Raw genomic sequence first — 25,369 nt, forward strand, 5'->3', positions numbered from 1 at the left:
TCTCATAAGGGGGCAACAGGCTGGTCAGGTGTCCAGAAATACCGGCGCTGTCCTTCGCGCCGGCGCCCGCTAAACGATGATCAGGCCGGGTCTTGATAGCGTTCGGCAACATGGGACTGCCGGATTTGTCCGAGCAGGCCTTGACGCGCAGCCTGCAAGGCATCCCAGCGTGCTTCTTCATGCAGGGGCGGGATGGTCACCGGCTCGCGACGATCAAAACCGACCAACGCGGCATCGACCAGGTCACCGACTTCCATGACTTCACTCAAGGTGTTGATATCGATGCCCGCGCGTTCCCAGATCTCGGTACGGGTGGCCGCTGGCAGGACGGCTTGCACGTAGACGCCTTTCGGGGAGAGTTCCAGGCTGAGGCCCTGGGAGAGAAACAATACGAACGCCTTGGTCGCGCCGTAGACCGACATACCGAACTCCGGTGCCAGGCCAACCACGGAGCCAATATTGATAATCGCGCCGTCACCCGCTTTGACCAGGCGTGGGGCGATGGCGCTGGCCAGCCGGACCAGCGCGGTGGTATTGAGCGCCACGAGGTGCGCGACGCTGTCGGTCGATTGTTCGATGAAGGTGCCGGATTGGGCGGCACCGGCGTTATTGACCAGGATGCCGATGTTGGCGTCATCGCGCAGCCGGGCTTCGACGGTTGTCAGGTCGCCGATCTGAGTCAGGTCGGCCTGGAGAATATCGACGGCAACGTTGTGTTCGCTGCGCAGCTTGGCGGCCAACGCTTCCAGGCGCACGCTGTCGCGGGCCACCAGGACAAGATCGTGTCCACGTTGCGCAAAGCGCTGGGCATAGACAGCACCAATGCCGGTGGAGGCGCCAGTGATGAGAACGGTTGTGCGAGTGTCCATGGGAAATTCTCTTCTTCAAGGTATTGATGAGCGAGTCGCGCGCGGTTGTTCAGGCGCGCAGTCGGGTCTGGCCGGTGTTACCGCGCGCTGGATTCAGCGAGCGTTGGATAATCGATGTAGCCCGTCGCACCACCACCGTAGAGGGTAGCGGGATTGAATGCCGACAAAGGCGAACCGGTTCTGAGCCGCTCCACCAGGTCCGGATTGCCGATGAACGGCCGGCCGAAGGCGATCAGGTCAGCCTTGTCTTCGACGAGTCGTGAGGTAGCCAGGTCCAGGTCGTAGCCGTTGTTGGCGATGTAGGTGTTTTTGAAGCGCTGGCGCAAGGCAGCAAAGTCGAAAGGCACAACGTCGCGCGGCCCACCGGTCGCGCCTTCGACCACATGCAGGTAAACGATGTCGAGGGCGTCGAGCTGGTCGACCAGGTAGTCGAACTGCGCCTGTGGCGCGCTGCTGGACACACCATTGGCCGGCGAGACCGGCGAGATGCGCAGGCCGGTGCGGTTGGCGCCGACTTCATCCACCACTGCCGCGGTGACTTCCAGCAGCAGGCGCGCACGATTTTCAATCGAGCCGCCGTAGGCATCGGTGCGCACGTTGGCGCCGTCCTTGAGGAACTGGTCCAGCAGGTAGCCGTTCGCGCCGTGGATCTCTACGCCATCAAATCCCGCGGCGATGGCGTTCGCCGCCGCCTGGCGAAAATCGTTGACGATCCCCGGCAACTCGCTGATGTCCAGCGCTCGCGGTTCGGAAACGTCCTCGAAACTGTTGTTGACGAATACCTTGGTCGCCGGACGCAAGGCGGAGGGGGCCACTGGCGCCGCGCCGTTCGCTTGCAGGTCGACGTGGGAAACGCGGCCGACATGCCACAGCTGCAGGAAAATCCGCCCGCCTTTGGCATGCACGGCCTCGGTGACCGTGCGCCAGCCGTCGATCTGCGCCTGGGTGTAGATCCCGGGTGTGTCCTGATAGCCCTGTCCTTGCTGGGAAATCTGTGACGCCTCGGAGATCAGCAGGCCGGCCGACGCTCGCTGGCTGTAGTAAGTGGCAGCGAACTCGCTCGGTACAAAACCTTGCCCCGCACGGTTACGTGTCAGCGGCGCCAGGACCACTCGGTTGGAAAGCGTGAGATCACCCAACGTGTAGGGCGTGAACAGGATCTGGTCGGTCATGGCGTCTTGTTTCCGTCGGTTTGGATAAAGGGAGCGCGTGCAGCCTGGCGAGGTGAGCACGGCTTTTCATTAGGATGATGATCGAAATCTAAACTGTCAACGAATTTGATTATGTTCGACATCTATGTATGATGTGAGCATGATTTTCGAGCAGCACGAGGGAGTGAAAAATGAGGGTGACCAAGGCCCAGGCCCAGGCAAATCGAGAGCACATCGTCGAGACGGCCTCTGTCTTGTTTCGCGAGCGAGGCTTTGACGGTGTGGGTGTGGCGGACCTGATGGCGGCCGCTGGCTTCACCCATGGCGGGTTCTACAAGCATTTCGGCTCCAAGGCCGACCTGATGGCCGAAGCGGCAGCGAGCAGCCTTGCGCAGTCGCTGACCGACAATGCGGGCATCGACGTGCCTGATTTCGTCGATCTTTACGTGTCCAGGGACCACCGTGACGGCCGGGGCGGCGGTTGCACCATGGCGGCACTGTGTGGCGACGCTGCCCGTCAATCGCCCGAACTGAAGGCCACCTTTGCCCGCGGCGTCGAAAACACCCTGGCCGCGCTCGAAAGCCGGTACGAGGCCGGGCAAGACGCGTCGCAGGAAGCGATCAGGGCAAAAATGCTCGACATGTTGGCGCATGCCGTCGGGGCGATCATGTTGTCACGGGCCTGCCCGGACGATTCCGTGCTGGCCGATGAAATCCTCGAGGTTTGCCGCACCCAGATCATCGCGGCGCTGCCGCCGTCGCCCGCGAAACAGCCTGAGTGATCATAATGCTGTTCACTTAAGAAAAACGGTGCACCCGTGGCCAGCAATTGCTCCCGCTGGGCCGCGAAGCGGCCCTTTTTGTGAGCGCTTTGCACTCAAGCGGGAGCAAGCTCCTATCAAACAAAACGCAAGCACTTGATTTTCTATAACAAATTCCAGGTCAAGGCTGCACGGTAGCGAGAATGTTCAATTTCCACTGAAAATGTGGTTGCCCAGAATCTATGGCCAACTATCAGACCGCCTTCGCGAGCAGGCTCGCTCCCACAATTGGACCAGAGTACGACCGGAAGAGCCAGGTCGGCTATGAGGCCGCCTCGCGACGGACGTTGATCTCGGCGCCCCGTTAACTACGATGGCCGAACGCAGGCATTGCGTAGTGGGCAACCCGGCATGGATGCCGGGTTAGCCGCGCTGGGCCATGGATGGCCCTTCGCGGCGGCCCACGGAGCAATGCCGGAGTGAGGGCACACCGAGCCTAGGCGAGGTGCCGAGTGGTGGGGCAAAAGCGTTTTGCTTACTTTTGACTGGGCCGGCTCCCGGGCTTCTCAAAAGTGAGCCGCCGTCAGGGCGGAACCCTAAGTGGCCGTTACCGCAGCGATGGATATGTACTCGGCCATAATCCTGGCCAACTGTCAGACTGACTTCGTGCGCAAGCTCCTATTCAAAAACTCAGGTATCTGATCTTCTAAATAGATTCCAAGGCGCAGGCTACACAGTGGCGAAAGGGTTCACTCTCCTATACGTGGTCACAGCATGCTATGCCAACAACGACTCCACGCCGATACCGTGTGGGCCGCTCTCCCTCTCGGGTGCGAACACGCCAGTGATAACTGCGGCCTCTGTCCTGCGCGCACCTCCTATCTGAGGCCGAATAATTGTTTGCTGCGCGACAGCGCAGCGTCGGCGACTCCCTCGCCACGGGTTTGTCGGCGGTCTTATAGCGACGCCCTGACCACCAGCGGGCAATCCACCGGCTGGGCGCCCGATACCTCGAGGTTCTCGATCAGGTGCCGTGCCGCCTGGCGACCGATCTCGTAGTACGGCAGTTGTACGGTGGTCAGTGGCGGGACGAACAGTTCGGCGATGCCGATCATGTTGTCATAGCCGAGCACCGCGACATCGCCGGGAATTTTCAGGCCGCGACCCAGCAACAACTGATAGGCGCAGAAGGCGATGCGGTCGTTGCCGCAGACCAGGACGTCGAATTGCGGACGGCCGTCAACGATGTGCCGGTCGAGAATGGCGGCGGTTTCACCATAGGCGTCGTGATCGGAAAGGTCGTATTGCAGGAGTGCTTCAGGTGCCAGCCCGACGGCTTGACAGGCGCGTTGCAAGCCTTGCTGGCGCAGACCCCAGGCAAGACTCTTCCTCGGTAAATTGATACACAGCGGGCGCCGATAGCCTTGGCTCAACGCATGCTGCATGGCTCGATGCTGCCCGGCTTCATCATCCGGCACATAACTGACCAGGTGGCTGTCATCGGCCAGGCAATTGGCGAGCACCAGCGGTTTGCTCTTGAGTCGCTCGGGAATGCTCACCTGGCGCAATCCCATGGCACTGAAAATCAACCCGTCGGGGCGGTGCGACAGCATCAGGTCGATGTTCTGGTCGGTGGGCGGGTTGCTCAACAGGTTGAGGATGAAGACGTTCCAGCCTGCCTGCTGCGCGGTCTGTTCGATGGACAGCAGCAACTCGACGGCGAACGGTGTGGTTGCGGTGTCCAGTGCGAACACACCGATGGTGCGCGCCTGCAGGTTGTCGCCGCGCATCCTGCGCGCCGACAGGCTCGGTACGAATTGCAGTTCCTCAATGGCGCGACGTACCCGCTGAAGGGTTTCGGGGCTCAGTTTTTCCGGCGTGTTGAGCGCGCGCGAAACCGTCATCAGGGATACGCCGGCCAGCTGTGCAACGTCTTTCACTGAAGTCATGCGAAGTGCGGCCAGTCAGGTTGACGCAGAATCATGACACAGGCCCTGGGCTTCTCGCGACTCCAATGGCGGTACTCACAGCCAGCCCGAGTCCAGCGGCCACGCCTTGGGGATGGCGACGCGCCCGCCAGTGCCGTTTGCCAACAGTTTCACCCCGAGGCTGTCGGGCCGCGGATAGAGGCGGCTGCTGAAGCTGAAGCGGCCGTTTTCCTCAAACACCTCGATGGACGAGCGATCGAGAAATACCCGCAGGTGCAGTTGCGTTTGCGTCGGCTCGATCGACACGCTGCGCTGACCGCTCACTTGCGCACCCGAGCGGCTGCGATCGAGTACCAGGCGTTGCAGTGACGCGTCGTAATAGAGCAGGGTTTGCTCCTGCTCATCGGCACTGCAGCGCAAGGCAATGCCCAGGTGGCCTTCGGTGCAGCCGAGCAGATCCAGATGCACATGGATCTCCAGCCTGTCGCCCTGTACCTGCGGCACCCAGCGGCTGCCCGACTCGCCCCACGGCGCGATGCTCGGCAGCGGCGCCTGGCGCAGCGCGGTCAGTTCCCGTGCCGGAAACACGCCAAGGCGATCGCCCTGCAGTTCAAGCTCGCGGGGCAAGCCGAGCATGCCGCACCAGTGATGGGCCTGGCTCGGCATCGGGCTTTCCCACATGTCCAGCCAAGCCCATACCAGGCGCCGACCATCGGCGGCCTCCAACGTTTGCGCGGCATAGAAATCGTGACCGTTATCCAGTTCGATGAATGGCCCGCCGGTGAAGTGCCATTCGTTGTCGAGCCGGCCAATGCGATAACCGGTCTGGTACTTGTTGAGCCGTTCGTAACCTTCGGGTTGCATGCCCTGGGGGGAGTACAGCAGCACGTCACGCCCGTTTAGGCGAAACAGGTCCGGGCATTCCCACATGTAGCCATCGCCCTCATTACCGCTGGACACGTAGTCGAGGAACTCCCAGGTGCGCAGGTCGGTGGAGCGGTACAGCGGCAGCAGCGGTTTGTCGCCCAGGCGCGCGCCGGCAATCAGGTACCAATGGCCGTCCTCCTGCCAGACCTTCGGGTCGCGAAAGTGCATGATCGTTTCTTGCGGCGCGTCCTCGATGACGGCGCCATGCTTGACGAACCGGATGCCGTCGTCACTGGTGGCCAGGCACTGGACCTGGCGGATAAAGCGCTCGTCACCCACTTCTCCCAGCCAGGTGTGCCCGGTGTAGATCAGCGCCAGGGTGTCGCCACACACCACCGCGCTACCGGAAAAACAGCCGTGGCGGTCAAAGTCATCGCCTGGCGCCAGGGCAAGGGGCAGATGCTGCCAATGGACCAGATCGGCGCTCTTGGCGTGTCCCCAATACATCGGACCCCATTTGGCATCGAAAGGGTGGTGTTGGTAGAACACGTGATATTCACCACGGAAAAACACCACCCCGTTAGGGTCGTTCATCCAGCCCGCGACAGGCGCCAGATGATAGTCAGGGCGATAATCGTCGATGAGACGAGACTGACCTTCACTCAGCGCCTGCTGCGCATGTTCAAGGGGGGAGGGCATGGGGGCGTTCATGGCATTTACAGACACAGTCATAGGGCGCCTGCTTTTGGCGAGCGCTGTGGGACGTCCTCCGGGAGGACTTCAATAACAGCAGGGTGGCGTCTCAAGGCCGTGCCATCTGCGTCGAACAGATGCACGCTGCCGAACGCCAGTTGCAGTTCAACCCGATCGCCCACTCGCCATCCGGCGTTGACTTCGCAGCGACAGATCAACGGTTCATCCTCGCCTGACTCCAGGTGCACGTAGGTTTCGCTGCCCAGGTATTCGACCCCGACCACGACGACCCCAGCGCTGCCTTGCGCCGCTTTGAGCGACACGTGTTCCGGGCGAATCCCCAAGGTCAGCGGACTGTTCGCGGCCAGGTGGGCGCTGTCGAAAGGAAGGGGCGTCATGCCCAATAAAGGGCTGTCGATCTGGCTGGTTTCACCTGGGGTGTGCAGGCGCGCCGGCAGAAAGTTCATCTTGGGCGAACCGAGGAAACCGGCGACAAAGCGGCTGGCCGGGTGCTCGTAGAGTTCGCGTGGCGAGCCGACCTGTTCGATGCGCCCGCCATTGAGCACGACAATCTTGTCGGCCAGGGTCATCGCTTCAACCTGGTCGTGGGTCACGTAGATCATGGTCGAGCCCAGGCGCCCATGCAGCCGAGCGATTTCGTTGCGCATCTGCACGCGCAGGGAGGCGTCGAGGTTGGACAGCGGCTCGTCGAACAACAGAATGTCCGGTTCCCGCGCCATGGCCCGGCCCATGGCCACGCGCTGGCGCTGTCCACCCGACAGTTCCCGTGGCTTGCGTTGCAGCAGTTTGTCCAACTGCAGGATCTGCGCGGTTTTCAGCACTCGCTCGCGCAGGGTGGTCTTTTCGGTCTTGGCCAGTTTGAGGCCAAAGCTGATGTTGTCGTAGACGCTCATGTGCGGGTACAGCGCATAGGACTGGAACACCATGCCGACGCCACGCTCGCGCGGTTCCAGGTCATTGACCCGGCGTCCGTCGATCAGCAGGTCGCCGTCGCAGATCGAATCCAGTCCGGCGATCAGTCGCAGCAAGGTCGACTTTCCGCAGCCCGAAGGGCCGACGAAAACCACGAATTCACCTGCCGAGATTTCCAGGCTGACGTCGCGAAGAATGCGTGCGCCGCCCAATTGTTTGTTCACGTTGTCCAGCTTCAACTTGATCACGATGCTGTTCCTTTCTTATCTGTGTTGGGCCTCAACCCTTTAACGCGCCGGCAGTGAGGCCGGAAACGATGCGGCGCTGGAAGACCAGCACCAGAATCACCAATGGAACCGTGACCAGCACCGACGCCGCCATCAACAAGCCCCAAGGCAATTCATGGGGGCTGCCGCCGGAAATCAGCGCGATGGCGACCGGGACCGTGCGTTGCGAGTCGGTCAGGGTGAAGGTCAGGGCAAACAGGAACTCGTTCCAGGCGGCGATGAAGGCCAGAAGCCCCGTGGTGACCAGTGCCGGCCAGAGCAGCGGCAACAGCACGCGGGTCAGCGTGACCCAGGGTGACGCACCGTCCATGATGGCGGCCTCTTCCAGCTCATGAGGCAATTGCCCCATGAAGGTGGTCAGTACCCAGACGGTGAAGGGCAGGGTGAAAATCGTGTAGCTCAGGATCAACGCCCAGGACGTGTTGTACAGGCCCAGGGCACGGATCACTTCGAACAATCCCGACAGCACTGCGACTTGTGGAAACATCGAGACGCCCAGGACCATCATCAACACCACGCCGCGTCCGCGAAACTTCACGCGGCCCAGGGCATAGGCGGCAGTCAGGCTGAGGAACAACGCCAGCGCGACTACGCTCAGCGCAACCACCAGCGAGTTGCCGATGGCCCGCAGGAACGAGGCCTGGCTCAGCACGGCGGCATAGTTGGAGAAGTCGGGGTTGTCGATCCAGTAGCTCACCTGGAACAAGGCGCTGGACGGCTTCAGCGACGTCACGATGGCGTAGTAGAACGGGAAGACCGCATACAGCAGCAAGATCCCGATCAGGCACCAGAACCCGGCGCGCAGCAGGGTTTTTTTCAGCAGGCGCGGGCTCATGCGCGGACCTCCAGTTGACGGCGTCCGAGGTACAGGTACGCCATTGCGATGACCGCCACGACCAGGAACAGCAAGGTCGAAGCGGCGCTGCCGTAACCGACGTCCTGGAATTCCACCAGGTGCTGGCGGGCATAGACCGACATGCTCATGGTGCTCGATGAGTTCGAGGTCAACACATAGATGACGTCGAACACTCGCAAGGAATCGAGGATGCGAAAGATCGCCGCCACCAGCAATGCCGGCATCAGCAGCGGCAGGGTGACCCACCAGAACACTTTCACCGGGTGAATGCCATCGACCCTGGCGGCTTCGTAGCAGTCGCTGGGCAACATCTGCAAGGCCGCCAGCATCAGCAGCGTGACGAAGGGCACGGTCTTCCAGACGTCGACGACGATCACTGCCCACATCGACAGGTCGGCGTCGGCTGTCCAGGCCAGGGGCGCATCGATCAGGCCGAGGCCGAGCATCATGTGATTGATGATGCCGAACTGGTCGTTGAGCATCCATGACCAGATTTTCGCCGAGACGATGGTCGGGATCGCCCAGGGGATCAGGATCAACGCCCGTACCAGGGCGCGTCCGGTGAACTTGACGTTCAGCAGCAACGCCACCAGCAGCCCCAGTACGATTTCCAATCCCACTGACACCACGGTGAAATGCAAGGTGTTGCGCACCGCATTCCACCACTGTGGATCGACCAGGATGCCCGACCAGCCAGCACTGCTGTGAAACAGATAATTGCTCAAGCCGACAAAGCTGGCATCGCCCGTGTCGGCCAGGCTGGCGTCGGTCAGGCTGAACCAGAATGTGCGCAGCAGCGGCCAGGCCGCCACCAGGGCCAGGCACAGCAACATCGGGCTCAGGAATAGCCAGGCGGCGCGAACGCGACGGCGTTGTACCGGCGTTTCCCGAGTGAGCAGGTGCTCGTCGTCGCCGGGGGCGAGTGTAGTGGAGACAGACATGGTGATTTCCTTCCTTGTGGCTTACCAGTTCCGGCGTTTGATGCGCGTAAGTTCGCTTTCCAGTTCGGCCAGCGCTTGATCGACCGGCCGTTCGCCCGCCAGCACGCCGTGCACTTGATCGAAGAACGCATTGGAGACCCGTGGATAGCGGTCGGCGGTGATTGAAGCAGGGCGCATGACCCCATCATTGAGGATGCTGCGCAGTTGACTGTAGTAAGGCATGGCCGCGAGCAACTCGGGATCCTGGTACAGCGACTCGATCACCGGGTTGTAGGCGCCAACCAAGGCGCGGTGTTTCTGCTGTTGGGCGCTGCTCAGGTAGCTCACCAGCTCTGCGGCGAGCTTGGGGTTGGCGCTGTAGCGCGACACCGCCAGGCCCCAGCCACCGAGGGTGGACGCATGGGTGCCCGTCTCGCCGCCGCGGGGCAGGGGAGCGACGCCGACCTTGTCCTTCACGACGCTGTCCTGGCTTTGCACCAGGGCCCAGACATAAGGCCAGTTACGCATGAACAGCGCATTGCCCGACTGGAAGACGCCGCGTCCTTCTTCCTCGGTGTAGTTGAGTACGCCACGCGGGGAAATGTCTCCCACCCAGCTTTTGGCCAAGGTCAATGCGGCCCTTGAGGCCTGGCTGTTGACCACGATGTCGCCTTGCGGATTGACCAGCCCGCCTTGCGGCTGGCTGCTGATCCACTCCAGGGCATTACACGTCAGGCCTTCGTAGGCGCGCCCCTGGAATACATAGCCCCAGGCATTGGCGTTCCCGGCATCACGCTCGGCTTGCTGGACAGTCTTGGCGGTAGCCGTCATTTCTTCCCAGGTCTGGGGCACGGGCTTGTTGTACTTCTCGAGCAAGTCCTTGCGGTAATACAGCAGCCCCGAGTCGGTGAACCACGGCATGGTCACCAGGCGCCCGTTCACCGTGGCGTTGTCCACCTGGGCCTGGAAGTAACCTTGGGTAGCGTTGGCAGGAAGCACCTCGCGCAGGTCCATCAAGTGTTTGGCAAGCATCCCCGGCCACACCATGTCGATCTGGATGATGTCGATGTCGCTGGATTGCGCACTGAGGATCTGTTGGTAGAACGACAACCGTTCGGTTGCCGAGTTAGGGGTGGAAACCACTTCGACGCTGTTGCCGGTCTGCTTCGACCACGCCTCGACGGCCTCCTTGCACAGTTGCAATTCAGCACCCACGGCACCGCAGGAAATCGTCAGGCTGGCGGCTGTGGAGAGGGATGGAAACCCGACGCACAGGCCGAGCAGTGCCGCTGGAAGGATCGATTTGAGCTGTTTCATAAAGCCCTCTTTATTTTTGTTTTTAGAAAAGTTAACGTTAACATCGCCAAATGTAGCAGTGTATTTGCGATGAGGCATCCTTTTTTTCCTTGGGTCTGACAATTCAGAACCTGGGCAAAAAGGCCGGTCGCGGCAACAGAACAATAAAAACAAAACAGGGAAAAACCACATGCAGAAAGCATCAAGCTGGCTACTCGTAGGTGTGCTCGGCGCCTCGGCGACCACTTCACAGGCCGCGACTCTGGAAGAGCGCATGGCCGCGTTCGAGGCCCGTGCCAGTGCAGCGGAAAAGCGTGCCGCCGCCGCCGAACAGCAAACCCAGGCACTCGCCAGGGAATTACAGCAACTCAAACTCGCCACGCCCGCCGTGCAACCGGTGGCGTCCGCCGCTACGGTCCCCACGCTCGACGCTCGCCTGGCCAAACTCGAAGCCAGCCAGCAAAGCACAGAGAAGCAGGGCAGTGGTGCGCACCTTACCGACGGTTTCAGCTTCAAGGGCTACGCCCGCTCCGGGTTGCTGATCAATGATGGGTTGGGCGGTGGTCGTGGCGGTCCGTACACCACTCCGGCCGGTTCTGTCGGTGGCGCTGTCGGGCGACTCGGTAACGAGGACGATACCTACATGCGTATCGACCTGTCGAAAGAGCAATACGCGCAGAACGGTACCCGCTCCAAGTTCACGGTTTCCATCGCCGATGGTGTGGAGAGCTCCAACGACTGGACCGCCGATGAAAGCAACCTGAACGTGCGCCAGGTGTTTACCGAACTCGATCACCTGGCGGCATTCAAGGGCAACTCGATGTTCGAAAACTCCACCCTGTGGGCTGGCAAGCGCTTCGACAGGGACAATTTCGACATCCACTGGCTCGACTCCGACGTTGTCTATCTGGCTGGCACCGGTGGCGGTATCTACGATATACAGATGAACAAGAACTGGCGCTCGAACTACTCGTTGATCGGTCGCAACTACGGTGATTTCAGTGAGGGCGGCGTCAATGCCGATGTGGAAAGCTACATCCTGACCTCCAACCAGTTTTTCGACAATGGCCAGTGGCAGTGGATGTTCAACGCCATCGGCTCGAAGAAAAACGACTTTGCTACCCGCACCAACGAAGCGGGGCTGGCGCCGGCCGATTCCGGCTTGCACAGTATGGTTGCCAATCACCAGAAAAACTTTTTCGGCCGCGAAGGCTTCTTCAAGACGGCGCTGCTCTATGGCCAGGGATTGGGGGCGGAGGTCAAGAACGTCGGTGCCGATGGCGAATTGATCGACGATGCCCGTGCCCTGCGTCTGGCGCTCTACGGCGAGACACCTATAGCGTCCGACTGGCGCATCGGCCCGAGCCTGCTGGCTGAGCAAAGCAAGGACCGCTACGTCAAGGGCGACGATTACCGTTGGATGACCCTCAACGTGCGGTTGGCCAACGAAATCAACAGCAATTTCGAGATGGCCTACGAGATGAGCTGGCAAACCATGCAGCTCGACCCCAAGGGTTACATGCAACGCAATGCGGTCGACGGCAACTTCTGGAAGTTCACGGTCGCCCCGACCTTCAAGCCTGACCTGGGCGATCTGCTTACGCGTCCTGAGCTGCGCCTGTTCGCCAGTGTCATGAACTGGTCTTCGGACCTGGACCGGTACAGCACCACCGACTCCTTCGGCAAGACTGACTTCAACGCCGGCGGTACCTGGCAGTACGGCATCCAGATGGAAACCTGGTTCTGATGCCGGCCAGTTGAAGCCTGTGGGAGCGAGCAAGCTCGCTCCCACAGGAGCTGGGGCTATCGAAGCGCATTTAATGAACCCAGGTCCATCCGGGCAGGTCACTCGTTTGTCAGGAACGACAACATGATGGAGCCGCCGATGCGACCTATGTACTTCACCAGCCTATCCTTTACCGCGCTGCTGTGCGTGGCCTGTTCAAGCCAACCGCCCGCTACATGGGGCTATGCCGACGCCCAGGCACGAGCCAATCTCCCCCCCGACCAAGCCTATCCCGAACTCTTTGAAGCGGTGCAACGCGAGCAGGTGTTCACTGACCAGAAGCATTTCGTGGACGCACTGCCCAACCGTGATCCAGCGCAGATCCGCGCCGATTACCTGGCCCGACGTAACCGCGATGGCTTCGATATCAAGGCCTTCGTGAAAGACAATTTCATCGAATCCGGCGAAGCCGAAAGCCCGGCACCCAAGCCCGGCGCTCCGATCGAGGCACACATCGACAGCCTTTGGCCGGTACTGAGTCGATCCTACAGCCAGGTGCCGGCCTACAGCAGCTTGTTGCCCCTGCCGCAGCCCTATGTGGTGCCTGGCGGACGTTTTCGCGAGATGTATTACTGGGATTCGTATTTCACCATGCTGGGGCTTGAGCAGAGCGGCGATAAGGCTCAGGTCCGGCAGATGACCGACAACTTTGCCTACATGATCGACACCTACGGCCACATTCCCAACGGCAATCGCACCTACTACTTGAGCCGGTCGCAGCCGCCATTTTTTGCTTACATGGTGGAGTTACAGGCGCGTATCGAGGGCGACCAGGCCTATGGACGATACCTGCCGCAGTTGCAGAAGGAGTATGCCTATTGGATGGAGGGCGCCCAGTCACTCAAGCCCGGCGCGGCTGAGCGGCACGTGGTCAAGCTTGCCGATGGCAGTGTGCTCAACCGCTATTGGGATGCCAGCCCGACGCCTCGACAGGAATCGTGGTTGCAAGATGTCCGCACTGCCGAGCAGGCGCCGGAGCGGGCCAGGGAAGAGGTCTGGCGAGACCTGCGCGCTGGCGCCGAAAGTGGCTGGGACTTCAGCTCGCGCTGGTTGGACGATGGCCAGAACCTGGCGAGTATTCGCACCACGGCCATCGTGCCCGTGGATCTGAATAGCCTGATCTATCATCTGGAAAACACCATCGCCAAAGCCTGCGAGACGGTGCAGAACAGCCCCTGCGTCCAGGCTTACGGCCGGCGCGCCGAACTGCGCCAGCGTGCCATCGAGAAGCACTTGTGGAATGCCGACAAAGGTTTCTACGTGGACTATGACTGGCAACGCAATCAGCCACGCCAGCAGCTTACGGCCGCGACGCTTTTCCCGCTGTATACGGGGCTGGCGTCTGTCGAGCATGCCAATCGCACTGCCGATGCGGTACGTGACGGCCTGTTGCGCCCCGGCGGCATCGCCACCACCCAGGTCAGTAATGGCCAGCAATGGGACGAGCCCAATGGCTGGGCACCGTTGCAATGGGTCGCGGTGGAGGGGCTGGACCGATACCAGCACACCGGCCTGGCGCAGCAAATTGGCAGCCGCTTCTTGCAGCAGGTCGAGAACCTTTACCGCAAGGAAAACAAGCTGGTGGAGAAATACGATCTGTCCGGGCGCGGAGACGGCGGGGGAGGCGGCGAATATGAACTGCAGGACGGCTTCGGCTGGACAAACGGGGTGACGCTAAAGCTGCTGGGTAAATATGCTGAAACGTCGTCAAGCCTTATGAGTGAGTGAATGCCACACACATTCCCTGTGGGAGCGAGCCTGCTCGCGAAAGCGGTGGTTCAGCAACATTGAGGGTGGCTGACACACCGCCATCGCGAGCAGGCTCGCTCCCACAGGGGATGTGTATGGGCTCGCTATTCATGCACCGTCACCCGATTGCGCCCGGTCTTCTTCGACGTATACAGCGCCTGGTCCGCCCTGGCGATCAGGTCGGCGTGGTCGTTCGAGGGTTGGCTCAGGTCGGCCACGCCCAGGCTGATGGTGAAACGGATGGTTTGGTCGTTGTACACCACCTCCAGCGCCTCCACGGAGTGCCGCATGCGTTCGGCGAAAGTGAGTGCACCGCTGCTGTCGGTATCTGAAAGCACCACGCCAAACTCTTCACCGCCATAGCGCCCGACCACATCGGAGTCGCGCGCATGTTCGAGCAGCAGCCTGGCGACTTGCTCGATGACCTTGTCGCCGGCCTGGTGACCGTAGGTGTCGTTGACCCGCTTGAAGTGATCGATATCGAGCATCACCAGGCTCAACGCATGGCCGTAGCGCTGGTGCCGGGCGTAGGCGGCTTTCAGGTTGGCCTCCCAATGCCCGCGGTTGTACAGCCCTGTCAGCCGATCGGTGCTGGAGAGTTCCTGCAACTGCGCGTTGGCGGCCTGGAGCTGATGCCGGTTGGTGGCGACGTCGGTGACGTCATAGATCACCAGGCAGATGTGCTTGATGGTGTTGTCAGGCGAGCGCAGCGGCAGCAGCGTGGTGTTCTGGTACATGAACGCTTCCTGGCCGGTGATCGGCTGGTAGCTCTTGAACCGAATCAGGTACGGGCGCTGCTCCCAGACCGTGAACGCTGGCGTGCCCAGGGTCGCGACACTTTCCACCTTGCGGCTGAACCACTGGCGATCGACTTCAGGGAACAGGCTGAAAAAATGCTGATTGTGGGCATCCTTGGGCTGCACCCCGGAGCGGTTCTCCATGAAGGTGTTCCAGACCTGCACGCGGTACTCGCGGTCGAGCACCACGACACCGACGTCGATGCTCTGAACGATGGCCAGTAACCAGTGAAACTCGTTCAGATCGATGGGATCGTTCATGGCTCAGCTCATCAGGTAGGCGAGTTTGTGGGTCAACCGTTCGATGGAGTCTTCCGTGAACAGCAGCAACAGGTCGAAGCGAATATCGTGCCCTTCCAGGCTGTAGCTGATTTCCACTGCCAGGGTCTTTTTCCAGTGCTTGCGGTTGACCTGGATCAGGTCATCGATGGCCGCGTGCTGGCCGAGGATCTGCGGATGACCCTGGGAAAACACCACATCGATCTGTTCGGCAATGCTGCTCAGGCACGCACCGATCAAGACGCTGGAAAGGTCCAGCAACATTTCCAGGTCTGAATAATCGGCGCTCTCGCGCTGCATCAGTTGCGCGATGTCGGCGATCTCCGAGTCGTGGAATATCAGCAGGGCTTCGCCGGCGATGCCGCTGCCGATAAAACCCTGGCAGATGGCCGTGAGTTGCTCGGAGCTGCCAACGTCGTTCAACGCCATATGCAGCTCACCGACCTCGAGAATGTTCACGTTCGGCACCGGCAACTGCACAAAGACCCCCAATACCTTGGCGATCAGGGCCGCTGCCCGGCCGATGGCCACGTTGACCGTCTCGCGGAACACATCGTGAAAACTGATGGCCGTGTTCGTGGCCGAACGATTCTGCAACGGCACCTGGCTGGCTTGGGCCAGTAGCCCCAGCCGCTCCAGTGTCTGGCGCAGTTCGTTTTCGTCGAACGGTTTTTTCAGGAACGCCAGCGCGCCCAGCTCAAGCACGCGGCGCACCGCCTCGTCCTGGACGTCACCGGAAATCACGATGACTTGCGCCTTCAAGCCCTCGGCGCGCAAGGCGCTCAACACCTGGTAGCCATCCATCTCCGGCATGGTCAGGTCGAGCAGCACCACTTGCCCCAGGCCTTGGCGTATGGCGTCCATCGCCTGGCGCCCGTTGACCGCCTCGGTGACCGAAACCGGCCAGTCTGTCGGCAGCGCGCGCAACACCTGTTTGCGCGCCATGTTGGAGTCGTCACACACAACCAGGGGAATCAACGGCACAGGGGCATCCATTGGCGTTCAATGGTAGGGAAGGTCCTACGTACATCATTCATAGGCTGGCAGGGGCCCTTTGATTAACGAACAGGATTTATCAGGCGTCGCGTCCTGCATGAAAGACTTGCAGGGCACTGTTGTATTAAAAACTGGACCAATAAGTCAGGGGAGTCAACTGCACTTCGTCATTACAATCGGCGCAAAGCCACGGTCGGCGTGCCGATTGGCAGTGGCAGGCGCAGTTTGTGGTCTATAGTTTTCTGCAGGTTCGGAATCCTTCAGTGCCGGCGACCAGGAACCACGTACGCCTCGCAGCGTTACCGCGTCGGATACCCGCAGGCCGTCAGCAGTGAACAATGCAGGGAGCACACCATGGCGATCCAACGGGCGAGTGTACTGACGTCGGCCCAGGATGTCGCCCCTCGTGAAAACGCCCAGTCCGATGCGACGAGCAATCGGTTTCGGCGCCGCGTCGACCAGGTCCAGGAAGCCTACATTCTGTTCCCGCTGCTGGCCGTTCTGCTGTTGTCGGTCATCTGGGCGGGCACCCTGTACCTGATCGAACTCGAACAGGCCCGCGCGCAGCAAGGCATCGCCGAGGCGAGCCTGGAAATCGGCGCCACCTACGAAGCGCAGATCCTACGGGCGGTGCGTGAAATCGATCAGACCCTCAAGCTCGTCAAGTACACCTACGAGTCCGAGCGCGAGCCAAACCCGCTGCCCAAGCTCAAGGCACGTGCCTTGCTGCCTTCGCCTTACTTGTTTGATGTCAGCGTGGTTGATGCCAGTGCCCTGGTCGTGGCCAGCACCCAGTCGAGCGAGGTCGGAAACCGGATCGCCAAGGATGAGCTGCAAACGGTGGGGCGTGACACGGCACTGTCGATCAGCCGCCCATGGAAAAGCCCGGCGACGGGGGAGTGGAAGTTGCGTTTCAGCCGGCGGCTTGACACGGAGGCTGGCGCATTCGCCGGGATCGCCATGGTTGAAGTCGATGCGGCCTATTTCGTCAGCAGTTATGACACCTCGAAGCTTGGCAATCAGGGCTTGCTCGGCCTGCTGGGCATCGACGGCGTCTTTCGGGCACGGCGTAGCGGGGAAGCGATATCGGCCGGCGATGAGGTCGATTACGCCGCCGTGGTGCCGGACACCGAAAACACTGACGCCGTACGCTTGATCAACGGAACGGACGGTGTGCGGCGCTACACCAGTGCCCGTCAACTCTACGATTTTCCGCTGGCGGTGATCGTCGGGTTGTCCGAAGAAGAACAATTGGCCACAGTGACGCGGCAAGCGCACACCTACCTCTGGCGCACGGCGGGCGGCAGCCTGTTGCTGGTGTTGTTGGCGGGGCTGCTCGCCCGGATGAGCTGGCAACTGGTGCAAAGCCGTCTGCGCGCTGGCGAAGCGAAAATTGCCTACGCCGAAAATGTCGAGTATCTGGCCTATCACGACGGCCTTACGGCTTTGCCCAATCGCAGTCTGTTCAGCATGTTGTTGAGCCAGAGCATCGGCGAGGCAAGTCGTTATCATCGGCAACTGGCGGTGCTGTTCCTGGATCTCGACCGCTTCAAGCAAGTCAACGATACGCTTGGGCACGATGCCGGCGATCAATTGCTCAAGGAAGTGGCGCTGCGACTCAAGACGTGTCTGCGCACCAGCGATACGGTGGCCCGATTGGGCGGCGACGAATTCGTGATCCTGCTGCCGGAGCTGTCCGATGACAAGGACGTGGCAACCACCGCCCAGAAAATCCTCGGCGCCATTGCCCGGCCTTTCAACCTTCAGGGCCAGGAGTTCCGGGTGACCGCCAGCGTCGGCATCAGTGTCTTCCCACAGGATGGCCTGGACGAGCAGACACTCAAGAAAAACGCCGATATCGCGATGTACCAGGCCAAGCAATGTGGCAAGAACAACTTCCAGTTCTACTCCGCGAAGCTGAACGCGGACTCACTGGAGCGGATGACGCTGGAGCTGAGCTTGCGCCACGCGCTGGAGCGCCACGAGTTCCAGCTTCACTACCAGGCCAAGCGAGATATTGGCAGTGGTCGCATTACCGGCATGGAAGCGCTCCTGCGCTGGAACCATCCGGACCTGGGTATCGTGGCACCGATGCAATTCATCCCCGTCGCCGAAGAGACCGGTTTGATCGTGCCGATCGGCAAGTGGGTGCTCAAGACCGCCTGCCAGCAAAACGTGGCCTGGCAGCAACAGGGATTGCCGCACCTGGGGGTCGCCGTGAACCTCACGGCACGGCAGTTTGCCGATGAGAACCTGCTCACGGACCTGGCTGAGATATTGGCCGAAACCGGTATGGATGCACGTCTGCTGGAGCTGGAAATCGCCGAGAGCCTGCTCATGCAGGACGTCAAGAGAGCGTTGAGCGTGTTGACCGGGCTCAAGCACCTGAAGGTCCGCATCGCCATCGATGATTTCGGCATTGGCTATTCTTCGCTCTCTGCCCTCGAACAGTTTCCGCTCGACGTCATCAAGATCGACCGCTCGTGTATCTGCGATACCAGCAGCGTGTCGGAAGACAAAGCCTTGACCGAGGCCATTATTGCCATGGGCCGGACCCTCAGCCTGACCGTGGTGGCCCAGGGTGTGGAAACCAAGGAGCAGGCCGATTTCCTGCGCGACAATGCCTGCGACGAGTTCCAGGGCTTTTACTTCAACAAACCGGTTCCCGCCGATCAGTTCAAGGTATTGCTGCAAGCCCAGGCGGCCGACACGGATCTCGATACGTAAAGGCCCGTACTCATTGTGGCGAGGGGATTTATCCCCGCTGGGTCGCGAAGCGGCCCCAACACTGTCGATTCAATTTACTAGGCAAACTGGGATTTCAGATTTTAGGGCTGCTGCGCAGCCCAGCGGGGATAAATCCCCTCGCCACAGATTCATCTGCTTTCTCAAGTGAACGGCAGTACGTGCTTATTGCGGGTCAAGCGGTAGTGCCCTGACGCTGCCGTCCACCTCCCGAGCATCGATATAGCCAATGGTGCCGGGGTTCTCTGCAACACGCTTCTTGACCTCCGCGCTGTTCGAAACAGCCTGCGGCGGTTGGCCCCTGCCGGTAAAGATGATTTTCGACCAGTGCGCCTTGAGCTGGGAGGCGGACTTGCCGGTGAACGTTGTGTAGAACTCATCGCGGGTCGGCGAATCTTCCGTCAGGTCAATGGGAATTGCCTGTCCGCCGTCGGGGAAACGACTGGTCTTGCCGAGGAAAATATCCGCCACCTGATTGGGCGCGAGCGCTTTCACCGGGCTGGACGTGGCGACGACCACGGCCACCTCGGCCTTGACGGCAGCGCTGGCTGCGCACAGGGCGAGCCCCGCTACGGCGAATCCGATGAGCCTCACAAACCCCATGGCCTGCTCCATCAGAATACAAAATCGACAGCTAGGCTGATGACGTTGAGTGAGCCCCCCGACGTGAAGTCCGGTTGGGGGTTGATCAACGGACCGACCGAGTTGCCCTTGAAACGTGTGTGATCGTATTGCAGTTTGGCGTCCATGTTCTTGGTGAAGTCCCAGCGCACGCCCAAGGAAAGGGTCTGCTGGCCTTCGTTTGAGCCCAGGACAGAGTTGAGCGCACCGTTGAGCTGCTCGGCAACCCCCGCCAGGGCGGGCGGCAAGGCCGATGTCGTCAAGCCCGGGCTGGAGACTTCTGTTTCGGTCCTGGATCGAGCGTAGGTGACATAGGGGGTGAACGCTGCAACGCGGTACCCGCCGCTGATGTACCAGCCACTGGTCCTGCCCAGGCCGGAACGGCTATCCAGACGCCCCCATTCGCTCATGACGAACCAGTCGCCCGGGTCATAGCTGGCGCCCACTCCGAAGAATTCGACAGGCGTGTCATCGGAGTCGTAGCGATCAGCGATGGCGATGCCTTCGGCACCGAACTCCCTGAACGTATCGAAGAGTGAATTGAACGGCTCCAGGGTCAGGTCGGCTTTCATGAAGGAGATGCGCGTGGTCAGGACGCCGAACTCGGTGGTGTTGGTGACCCCCCAGAAATTTCTCGTCAGTGCCTTGCCGGCGCCGTCAGGCTGACGGGTGTCGTTCTGGCCGTAGTGCGCCTGCACGGTATTGGTGATTTCATCGACACGAAACCGGTAGCTGCCATCGATGCCGTCGCTGCTGGAAATCGGCATCAGGCTGTAGACCTCCATGGGCGCACGCACCCAGGGCAGGGTGTAGCCCACTTTTCGAGTGTCGGAGACCAGGAAAGTCGGCAATACGGTACGGCCAATGCGGGCGTTCAAGTCCGGCGTGAACTGGTACTTGATGTTGGCCCACTCGACAAAGGGGCGGTAGCTGTTGTCGTAGCGCTGCTCTGAAATGACCTGTACCACGGCCGACAGCTGCGGGGTGAACGTGGCAGTCAGTTGGGCACCGATCAGGCTGTCGACGTCGGCGCTCCAGTTGCGTGAATGACCGGCGCCGTTGGGTTTGAAGATACTGGAGGTGAAGTCGGCTCTTTTTTCGCTGGAATGGACGATCCCCACCGTGCCGAAACTGCTTAACGAGAACATATCGGCGGCGTCGGCGCTGGCGCCGCCGGCATACAGCGTCACGACTGCCAGGACCAGGGTATTGGGTCTTGTCACCATAGGGTCAACGTGACCTCGTTGCATGGATCGCCATTCGTCTGTTCCTTGTAACGGTGGCTGAAACTGCGCGCTACCACGCACCGAAGCGTAGCCTAGATCGCCAATTTGAGCGTAAAGGTCGCCCCCGTTCCCGGGCCATCGCTATGGGCTTCCAGCGAGCCGCCCATCTCCATGGCCGCCAGTACGCAGCTGTGCAGACCAAAACCATGGCCATCCTTGCGCGTGGTAAAGCCATGGGCAAAGATCCGCGTCAGGTTCTCGGGCGCGATGCCTTCGCCATTGTCGATGACCTTGATGACCAGGGTGTCTTCTTGGGGGATCTCACTCTGAAGGATGATTTGAGGGGTGAACTCCGGCCGGTCATTCATGGCTCTGCTGGCGTTTTTTATCAGGTTGATAAGGATCAGCAGCACCCGGTGCTTGTCCAGTTGCAGCAAGGGTGTTTCGGCCAGGTTTCGCACCACGGTTATCCGATGCGCCGCGATGATGCCGGCGTTCATGCGCAGGGCATCCTCGATCAGTTCCTTTATCTGCACGGTTTCGGCAAGGCTGGAGGGGCCTGCATACGATTGCTGGGCGGAAACGATTTCCTTGATGTGGTCAACGCTTTTACTCAGCTGGCCGAGTTCCTCGGTCATGCTCTGTTGCTCGACCGCAAGCGCGTCCACCAGTTGGTTCAGGTAGCCGGGCAGCAGTTTGCCTTTTTCGTCGTGGGAGATGAAGTCGCCGAGGTCCTCGGCATGTTCGTTCATCATCTGCACCGCCTTGCCGAGCCCCAAGGCCTTGCTGGTGCGCAGCTTGCGGGTGACCAGGTCGGCGGAGATATTCACGCTGTTGAGTACATTGCCCACGTTGTGTAGGACGTTGGTGGCGATTTCGGCCATGCCGGCCTGGCGGGCGGCCGCGGCCAGTTGCGTCTGGGCTTCGGCGGCGCGCAGACGGCTTTGCGCCAGTTGCCAGCTCATCCGGGCTAGCAGGCCCACCAGCAACACCAGCACCAGGCTGCCGCCGGCGGCGCGCCAGAGATAGGTACGCGCTTGCTGGTTCACCGCGGCCAGTTGCTCTTGCTCGGACAAGCCGACAATCACCGCCAACGGAAAGTCGTAGAGCTGACGGGCACTGGTGTAGCGCCGCACCCCGTCCCATCCGTTGACCGAGAGCACGGCCTCGGTGTTTTCGGCGTCTGGCACCACGGCGCTGTAATCGACCGTATCGCCGGCCAGTACCGTTTCCCCGGTGCGCCTTACACGGAAGATGCCGTCGGTGCCAAGGAGCCCGAGCGCACCCTGGTCGCCGAGTTTCGAGGCGTCGTAGCTGCTGACGAAATAGGCGGCATCGACCTCGACCCTGGCGATCCCGGAAAGCCTGCCATCGGCCGCGTCGAGTCGCCGGCTGAAGCGCAAGCGCCATTCCCCGGTGACTGGGCTTTTCCACGGGTGGCTGATGGACAGTGAGTCGCTGTGCCGCAGCGTTTGCTGCTCATCCGGGTCCGCGATATTTTCCCGGTCGTTGACCCGTGTGCTTGCCACGAGCCTGCCGTCCGTGTTGACCACACTGACGTCAAACACCAAGGCCGGCGGCAACAAGGCCCGCTCCTGGAGCCGACGCAGGGGATTGGGCTCGCCCTCGGCCTCGTAGGTGTATTTGACCAGCTTGAGGGTTTGATCGATTTCGTGAATGGCGCGCAACATTTGCGCTTCGTAGGTGGCGCCCATCTCCAGGCTCGCTGTCGCGGCGCTTTGCTGCGCGCGAAGGTGTTCAACCTTGATCAGGTACAAGGTAGCGGTCCAGATGACCAGCAACAGCAGGGCGGCCAGCAGCGGGAACAGAATGTAGGCCTCCTTGGCCTGGTCGAAGCCGAACCGAAACACGCCGGCCTCGCTATCGCCATCCATCTCTGCATGATGGGCAGGGCCAGGGGCCAACCTCAGTGTTTCAGGCCGCTGGATCGGCATAGTGTGCTCCCTGCATTTCACTATTGAAGGCGGGTGGTTATCCGACGCGGTTTATGGCTCGAGAGGATGTTGCTCCAGGTTGCACGAGCGAAAATATTTCGGATTTGCTAGGAACTATAGACCACAAACCGTACCTGCCAGTGCGCGGTGATACGGATCGGTTTTCTGTATGAACAGGCGCTTGATCGCCCTTGAGGGAGGTAGAAGCCAGTGTCACCCAGCTTCTATTTGGTGCTTGGATTTCTGCTGCGTTACATGGCTCGGTCGACCCCTGACAGCGCCGACCGAGCCAACCTTACCACCTGAAATTAACGGAGGTTACCAACTCGCGCTCGTCGCCGTAGCGGCAGATGGCAAATTCACAGTAGGTGTACTTCTTGTTCGTCACGTTGTTTGCGTTGAGGGCAACGTCCCAGTTCTTGTCGATCTGGTAGCTGGCCATGGCATCGAACAGGGTATAGGCCGGCATTTGCGAGTCGATACCCGAGGCCTGGGTCGTTCCCTTGTAGCGAGCACCACCACCGACCTTCAATTGCGGCAAGCCGAGCAGGGCGAAGTTGTAGTCGGCCCATAGGGCGGCCTGGTGGTACGGCGTATCTTCGCTGCGCTGGCCTACTTCGCTCTGGACCACGCTTTTGGTAATGCGTGCATCGGTGTAGGCGTAGGTCGCAATGACACTCAGTTGAGGCGTCACCTCTGTCTTGGCTTCCAGTTCCAGGCCACGGGAGCGCTGTTCGCCAATCTGCTGGGGATTTAGGCCCGCCAGGTCGCGCTTCACTACGTTTTCTTGCGTCAGCTCATAAACCGCTGCGCTCAACAGGGTGTTGCTGCCAGGGGGCTGGTAGCGGATGCCGATTTCGTACTGCTTGCCTTCGGTTGGATCGAATTTCTGGCCAGGTGCCTCGGCCACCGCAACCGGGAAGAACGATTCGCTGTAGCTGATGTACGGCGCCAGACCGTTATCCGCCTGGTACACAAGGCCGGCACGCCAGGTGGTGGCTTCGTTCTTCTGGTCGATCTTCTGACCCGTGGCGAACCCTTTCTGATCCTGGTCGGCCCAGTCGTGTCGGCCGCCGAGCAGCAGTAACCAATGGTCGTCGAACTTGATCTGGTCTTGCAGGTAGATGCCTGTCTGCAGGGTATCGATCTGTGAGCCACGATCACGACTTTGTCTATCATCCACCACTACCGGTTGCCCGTAGTTGTAGTCACCGAGAGTGATAGAGGGTGCGGCGCCCCGGAAGTTATGCGAGTCGTACGAGGCGTCGTAGGTGTCAGCACCCACCAGGAAGGTATTTTCCACGCCACCGATGTTCCAGCGTGTCTCGACGTTGGTGTCGCTGGCCAGGGCCCTGGAGCGCTCGTGCCGGTCGCTGTACTGACGGCTCAGGATACCCGTGGTAGCCGCTGTATTAATGGCCAGCGGACTTGTCTGGGCCTGCAGGTACTTCCATTTCACATCCGCTTCGTAGTAACGCAATTTGTTGCTGATGCGGGTGTGCTCGTCGAAACGGTGTTCGAACTCGTAGCCGATGGCGGACATTTCGCCATTCATATCGTCGTAGTCAGGCTCGCCGATAAAATCGTGGCGGCCGATGGTGATGGGGCCGTTGCCGACACCTTTGACGAGTTGGTAGGGCAGGGGGGCGGAGAAGCGTGTGTCACTTTTTTGATAGAAGGACAACAATGTCAGCGACGTGTCTTCGTTGGGACGCCAGGTCAGGGCCGGGGCGATGTAGGTCTTGTTGTCGTTGATGTAGTCCTGCTGGGTATCACTGTCGCGCTGAAGCAGGGTCAGACGATAGCTGAGGGTCTCGCTGTCGCCGAGCGGGCCGCTGAAGTCGGCTGTCAGTTGCTTGCGATCATGATTGCCATATTGCAGGCCCAATTCATGCAGCGGTGTTTCGGTCGGGCGTTTGCTGACGCCGTTGACGAACCCACCCGGTGACAGTTGCCCGTAGAGTACCGAGGCGGCGCCGCGGATCACTTCCACGCGCTCCAGGCCGAAGGGTTCCTGGACGCCGTCGTAGGAGTTGTTTTGCAGGCGCAGGCCGTCGCGCAGCGAGCCGCCGGTGGCGGACTCTACGTCGAAACCACGAATGCGGAACCGATCGGAGGTCCGGTTGAAGCTGCTTGGTTGGCTGGTGAAGCCCGGGGTGTAGCTCAGGGCGTCGGCCAGGGTGTCTGATTTGCGATCGCGCATTTCATCGGCGGTCACCACGGACAGCGACTGTGGCGTCTCAGTGATGGCCGCGTTGGTTTTGGTGGCGCTGGTGTTGCGCAAGGCGACTTTGCCGTTGACCGGGCCTGTCGGGTTCTCCGGAGCGGCGGCATTGATGTTGATTTCACCGAGTTGAACCGTTGTACCCTTATCGGATGTTTCATCCTGCGCGGCGATCGCCTGCGCTGAAAAAATGCTCCCCAAAGCCAGTGCAAGGGTGCTCAGGTGAAATGCTGGATGACGCATGACGTAACGTTTTTCGGTGCCAACTGTTGTTTTTTTTCCGAGCATCGACGGAGTCCTTGAGTTTACATTTTGGCTTCGGGGGCCTTTATGCCCTGATTCGGTTGGTTCAGCAGACCATCAGGGTTGGTGTCTACTGGCCATATGTTAGCTGTAAATGATAAAGGTTTGCATTAGTATTGTCAGTCTT

At 60.6% G+C, this 25,369-nt stretch carries 18 protein-coding genes; 4 read left to right on the top strand and 14 right to left on the bottom strand.

Annotation, left to right across the window (positions count from 1 at the left end; translation table 11 throughout):
- Window positions 1-80: 80 nt before the first annotated feature.
- Both CFII68_RS24860 and CFII68_RS24855 read right to left on the bottom strand, forming a co-directional pair.
- Window positions 81-869, bottom strand: a complete 789-nt coding sequence (locus CFII68_RS24860) for an SDR family oxidoreductase (RefSeq protein WP_018600584.1) — start codon at window positions 867-869, stop codon at window positions 81-83.
- A 77-nt stretch (window positions 870-946) separates the two neighbouring features.
- A complete protein-coding gene (locus CFII68_RS24855) occupies window positions 947-2,041 on the bottom strand; it encodes an alkene reductase (protein WP_018600586.1) in 1,095 nt (364 codons plus the stop codon).
- 170 nt (window positions 2,042-2,211) lie between these two features.
- Between CFII68_RS24855 and CFII68_RS24850 the strand changes: the two genes are divergently transcribed.
- A complete protein-coding gene (locus tag CFII68_RS24850; protein ID WP_018600588.1) occupies window positions 2,212-2,802 on the top strand; it encodes a TetR/AcrR family transcriptional regulator in 591 nt (196 codons plus the stop codon).
- A gap of 935 nt (window positions 2,803-3,737) precedes the next feature.
- Here CFII68_RS24850 and CFII68_RS24845 read toward each other — a convergent pair.
- From CFII68_RS24845 to CFII68_RS24820, 6 genes are all read right to left on the bottom strand, one after another.
- A complete protein-coding gene (locus CFII68_RS24845) occupies window positions 3,738-4,730 on the bottom strand; it encodes a LacI family DNA-binding transcriptional regulator (protein ID WP_018600589.1) in 993 nt (330 codons plus the stop codon).
- Between the two features lie 75 nt (window positions 4,731-4,805).
- Window positions 4,806-6,308: a glycoside hydrolase family 32 protein gene (locus CFII68_RS24840; RefSeq protein ID WP_177325027.1), complete on the bottom strand. Its 1,503-nt coding sequence runs from the start codon at window positions 6,306-6,308 to the stop codon at window positions 4,806-4,808.
- A complete protein-coding gene (locus CFII68_RS24835; protein WP_018600594.1) occupies window positions 6,305-7,450 on the bottom strand; it encodes an ABC transporter ATP-binding protein in 1,146 nt (381 codons plus the stop codon). The genes CFII68_RS24840 and CFII68_RS24835 overlap by 4 nt, the downstream gene beginning before the upstream one ends.
- Window positions 7,451-7,481: 31 nt before the next feature.
- Window positions 7,482-8,324: a carbohydrate ABC transporter permease gene (locus tag CFII68_RS24830; RefSeq protein ID WP_018600596.1), complete on the bottom strand. Its 843-nt coding sequence runs from the start codon at window positions 8,322-8,324 to the stop codon at window positions 7,482-7,484.
- A complete protein-coding gene (locus CFII68_RS24825; RefSeq protein ID WP_018600598.1) occupies window positions 8,321-9,286 on the bottom strand; it encodes a carbohydrate ABC transporter permease in 966 nt (321 codons plus the stop codon). Before CFII68_RS24825 ends, CFII68_RS24830 begins: the two co-directional genes overlap by 4 nt.
- A 21-nt stretch (window positions 9,287-9,307) precedes the next feature.
- Complete coding sequence (locus tag CFII68_RS24820; protein WP_018600600.1) at window positions 9,308-10,582, bottom strand: ABC transporter substrate-binding protein; 1,275 nt, start codon at window positions 10,580-10,582, stop codon at window positions 9,308-9,310.
- Between the two features lie 169 nt (window positions 10,583-10,751).
- Here CFII68_RS24820 and CFII68_RS24815 point away from each other — a divergent pair, with 169 nt between their 5' ends.
- A complete protein-coding gene (locus tag CFII68_RS24815; protein ID WP_033062330.1) occupies window positions 10,752-12,308 on the top strand; it encodes a carbohydrate porin in 1,557 nt (518 codons plus the stop codon).
- A 138-nt stretch (window positions 12,309-12,446) separates the two neighbouring features.
- The gene (gene treA / locus CFII68_RS24810) at window positions 12,447-14,075 is read left to right on the top strand and encodes an alpha,alpha-trehalase TreA (RefSeq protein ID WP_033062337.1); all 1,629 of its coding nucleotides are present in this window, start codon (window positions 12,447-12,449) and stop codon (window positions 14,073-14,075) included.
- Window positions 14,076-14,200: 125 nt separating this feature from the next.
- On the opposite strand, the gene CFII68_RS24805 is transcribed toward treA, so the two are convergent.
- Both CFII68_RS24805 and CFII68_RS24800 read right to left on the bottom strand, forming a co-directional pair.
- Window positions 14,201-15,154: a sensor domain-containing diguanylate cyclase gene (locus CFII68_RS24805; RefSeq protein ID WP_018600605.1), complete on the bottom strand. Its 954-nt coding sequence runs from the start codon at window positions 15,152-15,154 to the stop codon at window positions 14,201-14,203.
- A 3-nt stretch (window positions 15,155-15,157) separates the two neighbouring features.
- The gene (locus CFII68_RS24800) at window positions 15,158-16,168 is read right to left on the bottom strand and encodes a response regulator (RefSeq protein ID WP_018600607.1); all 1,011 of its coding nucleotides are present in this window, start codon (window positions 16,166-16,168) and stop codon (window positions 15,158-15,160) included.
- Window positions 16,169-16,522: 354 nt separating this feature from the next.
- Between CFII68_RS24800 and CFII68_RS24795 the strand changes: the two genes are divergently transcribed.
- Window positions 16,523-18,895, top strand: a complete 2,373-nt coding sequence (locus CFII68_RS24795) for a bifunctional diguanylate cyclase/phosphodiesterase (RefSeq protein ID WP_018600609.1) — start codon at window positions 16,523-16,525, stop codon at window positions 18,893-18,895.
- Window positions 18,896-19,078: 183 nt separating this feature from the next.
- On the opposite strand, the gene CFII68_RS24790 is transcribed toward CFII68_RS24795, so the two are convergent.
- From CFII68_RS24790 to CFII68_RS24775, 4 genes are all read right to left on the bottom strand, one after another.
- Window positions 19,079-19,516: a hypothetical protein gene (locus CFII68_RS24790; protein ID WP_018600611.1), complete on the bottom strand. Its 438-nt coding sequence runs from the start codon at window positions 19,514-19,516 to the stop codon at window positions 19,079-19,081.
- 11 nt (window positions 19,517-19,527) lie between these two features.
- On the bottom strand, window positions 19,528-20,760 hold the full coding sequence (locus CFII68_RS24785) for a porin (protein ID WP_018600613.1): 1,233 nt from the start codon (window positions 20,758-20,760) through the stop codon (window positions 19,528-19,530).
- 92 nt (window positions 20,761-20,852) lie between these two features.
- Entirely contained in the window at window positions 20,853-22,715 is a 1,863-nt protein-coding gene (locus tag CFII68_RS24780) for an ATP-binding protein (protein WP_018600615.1), read from the bottom strand.
- A gap of 295 nt (window positions 22,716-23,010) precedes the next feature.
- Complete coding sequence (locus CFII68_RS24775) at window positions 23,011-25,227, bottom strand: TonB-dependent siderophore receptor (RefSeq protein WP_018600617.1); 2,217 nt, start codon at window positions 25,225-25,227, stop codon at window positions 23,011-23,013.
- Between the last annotated feature and the right edge of the window lie 142 nt (window positions 25,228-25,369).

Origin of the sequence: Pseudomonas sp. CFII68, from assembly GCF_000416195.1 — a bacterium.
Lineage (GTDB): Bacteria > Pseudomonadota > Gammaproteobacteria > Pseudomonadales > Pseudomonadaceae > Aquipseudomonas > Aquipseudomonas kilonensis.